This is a genomic window from Bradyrhizobium glycinis (genome assembly GCF_016031655.1).
Lineage (GTDB): Bacteria > Pseudomonadota > Alphaproteobacteria > Rhizobiales > Xanthobacteraceae > Bradyrhizobium > Bradyrhizobium glycinis.
The window spans coordinates 23,384-32,500 of the sequence record NZ_JACCHQ010000012.1 but is presented as its reverse complement, the minus strand read 5'-3'; the positions used below and the strand labels follow the sequence as shown (position 1 = coordinate 32,500).

Sequence of the window (9,117 nt, the reverse complement as noted above, 5' to 3'; positions counted from 1 at the left end):
CTTATCACCGGCAGTCTCCTTAGAGTGCTCAACTAAATGGTAGCAACTAAGGACGGGGGTTGCGCTCGTTGCGGGACTTAACCCAACATCTCACGACACGAGCTGACGACAGCCATGCAGCACCTGTGCTCCAGGCTCCGAAGAGAGGGTCACATCTCTGCGACCGGTCCTGGACATGTCAAGGGCTGGTAAGGTTCTGCGCGTTGCGTCGAATTAAACCACATGCTCCACCGCTTGTGCGGGCCCCCGTCAATTCCTTTGAGTTTTAATCTTGCGACCGTACTCCCCAGGCGGAATGCTTAAAGCGTTAGCTGCGCCACTAGTGAGTAAACCCACTAACGGCTGGCATTCATCGTTTACGGCGTGGACTACCAGGGTATCTAATCCTGTTTGCTCCCCACGCTTTCGTGCCTCAGCGTCAGTACCGGGCCAGTGAGCCGCCTTCGCCACTGGTGTTCTTGCGAATATCTACGAATTTCACCTCTACACTCGCAGTTCCACTCACCTCTCCCGGACTCAAGATCTTCAGTATCAAAGGCAGTTCTGGAGTTGAGCTCCAGGATTTCACCCCTGACTTAAAGACCCGCCTACGCACCCTTTACGCCCAGTGATTCCGAGCAACGCTAGCCCCCTTCGTATTACCGCGGCTGCTGGCACGAAGTTAGCCGGGGCTTATTCTTGCGGTACCGTCATTATCTTCCCGCACAAAAGAGCTTTACAACCCTAGGGCCTTCATCACTCACGCGGCATGGCTGGATCAGGGTTGCCCCCATTGTCCAATATTCCCCACTGCTGCCTCCCGTAGGAGTTTGGGCCGTGTCTCAGTCCCAATGTGGCTGATCATCCTCTCAGACCAGCTACTGATCGTCGCCTTGGTGAGCCATTACCTCACCAACTAGCTAATCAGACGCGGGCCGATCTTTCGGCGATAAATCTTTCCCCGTAAGGGCTTATCCGGTATTAGCCCAAGTTTCCCTGGGTTGTTCCGAACCAAAAGGTACGTTCCCACGCGTTACTCACCCGTCTGCCGCTGACGTATTGCTACGCCCGCTCGACTTGCATGTGTTAAGCCTGCCGCCAGCGTTCGCTCTGAGCCAGGATCAAACTCTCAAGTTGGACTTGAACTTTGAACCGGCTGATCACAACGTTTGACGAGGTCCCACCATTATCGACCGAAGTCGATGTGCTGCCTGCGATTCACATCGCTGGCAACGATGGTGTTTCCTTTAAAACGTGTACCGCCGAAGTCTTTCGTCCGGTCTCGATCAGAAAAGCCGAAGCTTTTCAGAAGCGAGACCCGCAAGGACTCCGCCGTCCACGTTTCTCTTTCTTCATCTTCACTTGTCAAACAGCCCGGGACCGTGGAGGCCCCAACCTTCCGAGGAGGAAGGGTTCCGACACCCTTACCGACGATGGATGAACTCCAACCGACTGGTGCCGGCTGTTGTGTCACTCAACAAGGTGAGGAGCATCAGTGGCGCGTTCGCTCGCCTTGGTCAGTGACCCGGCGGCGCCGCGCTCAGTGGTTGGGGTTATAGGCCCCACCTTCCGGCCTGTCAACGCCAATCGTCAACAAATCGTCGCACAGTGGAGCGCCGCATAAATTGTAGCGATTCCAATCGATTAGCGGGACAGAGAGCGCAACGACAGGACCCGCCCGGCAAAAAATCTGAAAAAAAGTTTGGCCGCCAACGGGCTCCGGAAGGCGCCTTGGAGCCCCTCCCGGCGACCTCCTCCAAAGCCCCTCCTCGGCGCCCGCGACCCTGGGCAGGCGTGCCCGTCCCGAGGCCCGACGGCCCGACGGCCGGACGCCCGCTCCCCCGCCGGATGAGGCCCCTGTCCCCACCCGAACCGAGCTCCGCCCGTGGTCGGACAGGGGCCTTTACAGCCCGGCGTTCGGGAAACTTTTTCCATATTTGGCGCCGTACTTGAGCCACAATCCCGCGGCGTTCTGATAAGAGACAAGCTTGAATCGCGGGGATGCCTGTGGGGGCTGCCGGCGATTTTCATGGGGTCAGAGGAAGGCGATCTTGCAAATGACGCGACCTTCCTTCGGCATTCGAAAGACATCGAGAGAGCTTTACCCGTCCAGCAGTTCGTAATTTCGGCCGGCTCCATCAAGGGGCTTTCTGGGCGCGGACAGTTGTGCGGCTTGCCTGCTCCGGCGATCCCCGTTCAAGAGGGCAGCCGGGGACAGGTTCGAAACCGGGCATCTTGGGTCGTTGAGTTGGGGGACTTGGGTTGAACCACAGGACGTCACGCGGCACTTACGGGCGTGAGACCGGGATCATCGATCTCGGCCACGAGCCGCCGCTGTCCGTCGATGGTTCTGAAGCCGCCGTGATCGACCGCCGCCGCGTCTCGGTGCAATGGTTCAGCGGGACAATTTTGACCGGACTCTGCGGCGCAGCCCTGATCGGCGGCGCCGTTTTCGCTTCGCTCGACGGCGAGATGACCTTCGCCAAGGTGCCGGAGCGGGTCGAAGGCGCGCTGCGCGGAGCATTCGGCGCCGCCGATCGCGCCGCCACGCTGCACAAGAGCGACCGCCTGCCGCCGCCGAGCGAATCCACGGCCTCGCGCAACGTGATGCGCGTCTCGACGGTTGCCCGCGTCGGCAACCGTGACGTGATGCGGGTGCGTCCGTTCGTGCGGATCGCCGGCAATCTGTCGATGACGACGAGCGACCTGTCGGCGAAGATCCCGCCATTCAACGCCCAGCGCCTGCTGACCGATGTCGGCTCCGACCCGAAGACGGCGTCCGACGATCCCAACAATCCCGAAGCCGTCGAGCCCGACGCGGAAGTGTCCTTCGTCACCAAGGACCTGTCGCCGGTGCTGCCGAAGGCTAAGATTTCCGCGGTGGTGGCACTCGACGACATCCTGATGCGGGTGCGCGATGCCGCCAATTGGCGCGGCAATGGCGGAGTGCGCTACGCCTCGCTCGCCAACGCGGCTGCCGACATCTCCGGCGCGACCGGTCCTTCCGACATCAGAACCGCCTACGCCGCCGAGGCCTCGCCGTCCGACCCCTATGCCGGCTTCGAGACGCGCGTGGTGCCGGAAAACGTCACGCTGCTGCCCAAGACCAAGGATCAGATCACCGGCGGCAATCCCAACGGCGAACGCGTCCACATGGTCAAGAAGGGCGATAGCGTCGCCAGCGTGCTGCGCGATCTCGGCGCCAATGCCGACGAGATCAAGGCGATCACCGCGACGCTCGGACCGCGCGGCCGCGACGGCGGCCTGAAGGAAGGCGAGAAGCTCCGCATCCTGATGGCGCCCGCAAGCCCCGGCGCCCGCCTGCAGCCCTATCGCATCGTGGTTGCAAACGACACTATGGTGGAAGCGATCGCGGCGCTCTCCGACCTCGGCAAATACGTCGCCGTCGACGTCTCCAGCATGAACACCGTCGCCGATACTGCGGCCAACGCCAGCAGCGACGACGACGATGAAGACGACGGCTCCGGCGTGCGGCTCTACCAGAGCATCTACGAGACCGCGATGCGCAACAAGGTCCCGATGCCCGTCATCGAGGACATGATCAAGATCTACTCCTACGACGTCGATTTCCAGCGCAAGGTGCAGCCCGGAGATTCCTTCGACGTGTTCTACGCGGGCGAGGACGAGGGCGTGACCTCGAGCGAAAAGAACGAGGTGCTGTTCGCTTCCCTCACCGTCGGCGGCGAGACCAAGAAATACTACCGCTACCAGAGCCCCGACGACGGCCTCGTCGACTATTACGACGAGTCCGGCAAGAGCGCGAAGAAGTTCCTGGTCAGAAAGCCCGTCAACAACGCCATCATGCGCTCCGGCTTCGGTGGCCGCCGTCACCCGATCCTCGGCTACGTGAAGATGCATACCGGCGTCGACTGGTCTACCTCCTACGGCACGCCGATCTTCGCCTCCGGCAACGGCGTGATCGAGAAGGCGGGCCCCGAGGGTGGCTACGGCAAGTACATCCGCATCAAGCACGCCAACGGCTACGAGACCGCCTACGGCCATATGTCGGCCTTCGCCAAGGGCATGGAGGTCGGCAAGAAGGTGCGGCAGGGCCAGGTGATCGGCTTCGTCGGCTCCTCGGGCCTGTCGACCGGCCCGCACGTCCATTACGAGATCCTGGTCAACGGCCGCTTCGTCGATCCGATGCGCGTGAAGCTGCCGCGCGGCCGTTCGTTGGAAGGCCCGATGCTGGCAAGCTTCGAGAAGGAGCGCGACCGGCTCGACGGCATGATGAGCGGCCGCGGCGGCGCCATCGCCCGCATGTCGGACGCCACCGGCGGGCCGCTGCAGGTCACCAACCGGTAGGCCGGCAACCCGCCGAGAAGGCCGGTATTTCAAACAGGGTTTCAAACAAGGGCGCTGCGCAGCGAGGCCGCTTCGCGGCGTCACAACGTCAAGTTTCGTTTGCCAAAGCCGCAGGACGGGCGAATACTTTCCAAAAAACGGGAGGTCACGCCATGACGAGCAGGCTCGCCTGCGCAGCCCTTTTTGCTGCGCTGTTCTCCACAACGAGCGCATCGGCCGACGGCTGGGAGGTCACGAAGCTGGTGCAGGGCTCGGCGTTCCACGGCGTGCATGGGCTCGGTGTCGACAAGGCCGGCCATTTGTTTGCTGGCAGCGTCGCGGGCGCTGCGCTCTATGAAGTCGACATTGCCGGCGGCAGCGCCAAGGTCGCGATCCCGGCACCGGTCGGGATGGCCGACGACATCGCGTTCGCACCCGACGGCACCATGGCCTGGACCGGCTTCCTCGCCGGCGATCTCTATGCGCGCAAGGGCGACGGGCCGATCAAGAAGCTCGCGTCCGGGCTTCCCGGCATCAACTCGCTCGCCTTCCGCAAGGACGGCAGGCTTTACGCCACGACCGTTTTTCTCGGCGATGCGCTCTATGAGATCGACGTCGAGGGCGTCAAAGCACCCCGCCAGATCATGGAGAAGATGGGCGGCCTCAACGGCTTCGAGTTCGGTCCGGACGACAAGCTCTATGGTCCGCTCTGGTTCAAGGGCCAGGTCGCAAGGGTGGACGTCGACAAGGCCGAGCTGACCGTGGTCGCCGACGGCTTCAAGGTCCCGGCGGCCGTGAACTTCGATTCCAAGGGCAACCTCTTTGTGGTCGACACCGCGCTCGGCCAGCTCGTCCGGGTCGATCCCAAAACGGGCGTCAAGACCGTGGTCGCGCAGCTGAAGCCGTCACTGGACAATCTGGTCATCGACGACAAGGACCGCATCTACGTCTCCAACATGGCCGACAACGGCATCCAAGAGGTCGATCCGGCGACCGGCCAGGCCAAGCAGATCATCATCGGCAAGCTCGCTTTGCCCGGCGGCCTCGGCGTCACCTCGGAGAACGGTAAGGATACGATCCACGTCGCCGACCTGTTCGCCTATCGCACGGTGGACGGGGCGACCGGCGAGGTCACCGAGAAGGCGCGCATGCACGCCGCCGGCGTCACGCTCGAATATCCGATGAGCGCGACGGCGAAGGGCAATGATGTGGTCCTGTCGAGCTGGTTCACCGGCACCGTGCAGGTGATCGACGGCAAGACCGGCGCGACGCGCGACATGCTGCACGACTTCAAGGCGCCGCATGACGCGGTCGTGCTCGCTGACGGCAGCATCCTGGTGGCCGAGCTCGGCACCAAGTCACTGGTCAAGGTGAGCGGCGAGCACGGCAAGAATCGCACCACGCTGATCGGCGCGCTCGAAGGCCCGGTCGGGCTCGTTCGCGGGAAAACCGACGAAGTCTATGTGACCGAGGCGTTTGCGGGCCTCGTCTCCAGGATTGACAGCAACGGTGAAAAGACCGTGATCGCCAAGGAGCTGAAGATGCCGGAAGGCATCGCGCGCACAAGCGACGGCAAGCTGATCGTGGCGGAGGTCGGCGCCAAGCGGCTGATCGAGATCGAACCTGAGAGCGGCACGACAACGGAGATCGCCGCCAATCTCCCGATCGGTCTGACCGGCGCCCCCGGCGGCTTTCCGACGCATATCCCGACCGGCGTCGCCGTCGGCGCGAGCGGCGCGATCTATTTCAGCTCGGACATCGAGAATGCGATCTACAAGGCGGTGAAGAAGTAGTTCTGGCCAGCGAAATCTGACCATGAGGGAACCGGGTCGGCGGTTCCCCGGTTAGATCTGGACGGGACCGACCAGCAGGAGGATCGCCCCATGACGCGCCTCTCACGCGACGATGTTATCAAGGCCGTGGATCGCGCCGACGACGTCACCATTGCCCAGATCATCGGAACCGGCGCGACCGCCGAGGAGCTCGCCGAAGCCCAGGCCTGGCTCGCCAACGACGAGCCCATGATCAACGATCTGCGCCCGCTGGCGCAGGGCCGAGTGCGGGAGCTGGTGGATATTTTGTCGGAGCTGGAGGAGGAGGAGGAAGAGCAGGAAGGCATGGCCGATCCGGCCTCCGGCTCTGCCATCGACTAAAGGGTGATCAGAACAGGTTTGATTGCTGCAACGGCAAGCGGGAAAGGTAAATGAACCGCGGCAACCGACCCAACCTAAAGCCCTTCCGTTTTTGGAGTGCTTCACTTTGACAGAAGCGTAGTCGTCGTCCGTGAACAAGGGCCTAAAGCGATTGAGCGGGCCTATGTCGACAAGGGGGTGCCGCGGCCACGACGCGCAAAACCCGTGGCTCGTCTTCATCTCGGGCCAGAAGCGCGGCGTCTTTGGCATCATCGAGCGTGAGCCGCGACGCCGCTCCGTCATCGAACCCATCATCGGGCACGTGAAGGCCGAAGGTCACCTCGGCCGCTTCCATCTCAAAGGTCGCGCAGGAGACGCGCGCCAAAGTTATCCTCTCAGCCGTCGGCCACAATTTCCGCCGCATCTTGATTGGCCCCGAAAACCCCTTGGCCCTGATCCTCGGGCTGCTATGGCGTGCGCTTGCCTGTCAACCCCAGCTCAATCCGGCTTCTTAATGAACGACTAGATATTCATCCGAAGCACGAAGAAATGCTTGTTTGCAGGAATGATCTTGCCGTCCGGAGTGGCGTTGACGTTCGTAATCCTGATCGACTGGGTCACATTCCCCCCGATTGCCATGATCTTGCTGGAAGACAGTTCAACCACCAGGTTTGTGTGAGAGTGAAAGGGCGTGTCCGGCAACTTTCGTTCGATGTCTGCGCGGCTTTGGACCTCGTCCGAAAACCCAATGAGATCTCCGACTCTCGGCGCCATTTCGCCCTTGTCAAAGTAAACGATCGGCGCGTCCATGCGATTCGCAATCCGGTTGGCAAGAGCGGCGAGGATATAAGTCGAATGGCTCGCTGAGAAAGGAAACTGGGCTCTGGTCACACCTCCGGCATTCAAGACAAATGAAATATAGGCTGCCGACCATCGTACGGCCGCTGGATCTGTGACGTCGCCGCGGCCAACGAACTTGAAATATTCGAGCACCCGGGCGCGCAATGGCTCCTCGCCTTCCTTTACAACTGATCCTCCCCGCCGTGCGAACGTATTCATCTCGTCCAGCGCCGCCCGAACCGCATTCGTGAGGACCAATGTGGCGCCGGAGGAGGTGCCGGGATGCCCAGCGCCGCTGCTGGGCGTAATCGTGACCAAGGCGACGACCTCGTTCTTTCTCCGCTGATAGAGGGCATTCAATTTGTTGATCGCCTGACCGACCGTCAGCCCGCCCAGTCCATTGTTGCGCGCGGCTTTCACCCCGATCACCGACTCGATCGCGGTATCGGGATTTGCGGTCAGCATCTTGACCGCGCCACCAAGACCTTGCTGATGGGCCATGTAAAGCTCCACCGGCGTGATTGTCCGCCCCAACCTAGCCTTGAGCGCCTTTGCGTTCTTCACCGTGAATGCGCACCCGATCTCGACCTGCATGTCGACCGAAGCGCCAGCCGCCTGACCATTGCCGGGGCCGCCGCGCCCTGGAAATGTAGGGCCACCTTCGGCCGCCCATGTCTCGTCGATAAACTGAAACAGGCCGGCCGCGCTGCTTACGGAATTGCAGTCGGTTGGGTCGAAGTCACCGGTCTCTATCTTGACGATCGTCAAGACGGTCATCGGATCCAGGCCATGAGCTTTCGCGCCAGCGATCAGCTTGTCGATAATGGCCTGACGATTTCCGGGCTTGGCCTGAACGTCGCCACTCAGGTCGCTCGAAGGGTCATCCAGAACCGGGCTGTCAGGATCGGCCGGAAGGCTGTCCTTGATTGCGTGCGCCAGCCTGCGGACCTCGTCAAATCCTCGGGCAAGCTTTGCGGTGCAGGCCTCCAGCGCTTCCTTGATCGTCGCGCGGCCATCTTGTTTGAAGATTGCCTCGTTGCGGCTCAAGAAAGCGTTGCGCTCAGCATCATCCGAAAATATCTGCTTGATGATGTCCAAGGACGACTGTGTAGGCTGGGCTTGCTCGGCATCGAGGATTTTTGCGGCCGCATCCGATCCGAAAGTCCCGGCACCCAAAAAGATGAACGCCAGATAGAGGTCCACCGCGGTCAAGCTATGGGCCGGACGCAGTCCCTTGAGAAGGGTTGCCGACTTCGATGCCAGCACAGCAGCAACGACACATTGCGCCGTCGGAAACTTGATTTGGTCGGCTGTAAGACCTCTGAGCTCCGCTAACGCTAGGAGCTCCTGCCAGGTTTTGGTCGTGAACTTGTATGCGCCGATTGTTTCTGCGCCGTCGGGGTCGTTGGTCTTGACCTCATCCGGGCCCCATTGGTCGCCGCTTTGCACAAAGGCCAATGCATAGAGGTAAGCGGCATTGGTTGCGTTCTGCTCCGCCTGTGTAAAGCACGCATCCGCAAAGTCGTCTCTCGAGACCCGCGGGGAAAACGGCTGGAAACCGCCGGAGACCGGAATGTCGCTGTTCTCGTCGACGATGAACTGGTTGTCGACGAACCCCTTCCGCTGCTCAACGTTGGCTCCGCTCGTCGCTTCAACGAAAACCCAGGTGATCGTTGTTCCCCCGAGGATCTCCGTGGTGGAAGGCTTCGCCCCAATCTTGACCTTCTCGCCCGCAAAGACCCGCAACGGCACGCCGTTCAGCACCACCTGGTCCGAGTCGTCTCGTCCCTCCTTGAGGAGAGGTTGATTCGTCAGGATCTTCCCGACCGTGGCTCCCGCCATGTCCAAACTCCCAAAATCA

4 protein-coding genes, 1 rRNA gene and 1 pseudogene (1 of these 6 running past the window's edge) are annotated in these 9,117 nt (G+C 61.6%); 4 read left to right on the top strand and 2 right to left on the bottom strand.

Annotated features, from left to right (window positions below):
* Positions 1-1,116 (bottom strand): 16S ribosomal RNA (locus tag HZZ16_RS18500) (it extends 373 nt beyond the left edge of the window).
* 1,125 nt (positions 1,117-2,241) lie between these two features.
* Between HZZ16_RS18500 and HZZ16_RS18495 the strand changes: the two genes are divergently transcribed.
* The 4 genes and pseudogenes from HZZ16_RS18495 to HZZ16_RS18480 form a co-directional block, all read left to right on the top strand.
* A complete protein-coding gene (locus HZZ16_RS18495; protein WP_197950273.1) occupies positions 2,242-4,305 on the top strand; it encodes a M23 family metallopeptidase in 2,064 nt (687 codons plus the stop codon).
* A 152-nt stretch (positions 4,306-4,457) separates the two neighbouring features.
* Complete coding sequence (locus HZZ16_RS18490; protein WP_197950269.1) at positions 4,458-6,077, top strand: NHL repeat-containing protein; 1,620 nt, start codon at positions 4,458-4,460, stop codon at positions 6,075-6,077.
* 90 nt (positions 6,078-6,167) lie between these two features.
* On the top strand, positions 6,168-6,437 hold the full coding sequence (locus tag HZZ16_RS18485; RefSeq protein WP_197950267.1) for a hypothetical protein: 270 nt from the start codon (positions 6,168-6,170) through the stop codon (positions 6,435-6,437).
* Between the two features lie 150 nt (positions 6,438-6,587).
* Positions 6,588-6,931 (top strand): annotated as a pseudogene (locus HZZ16_RS18480) (transposase); the annotation flags it as partial.
* Positions 6,932-6,938: 7 nt separating this feature from the next.
* Here the strand turns inward: HZZ16_RS18480 and HZZ16_RS18475 are convergent.
* Positions 6,939-9,098: a DUF2272 domain-containing protein gene (locus HZZ16_RS18475; RefSeq protein ID WP_197950265.1), complete on the bottom strand. Its 2,160-nt coding sequence runs from the start codon at positions 9,096-9,098 to the stop codon at positions 6,939-6,941.
* Between the last annotated feature and the right edge of the window lie 19 nt (positions 9,099-9,117).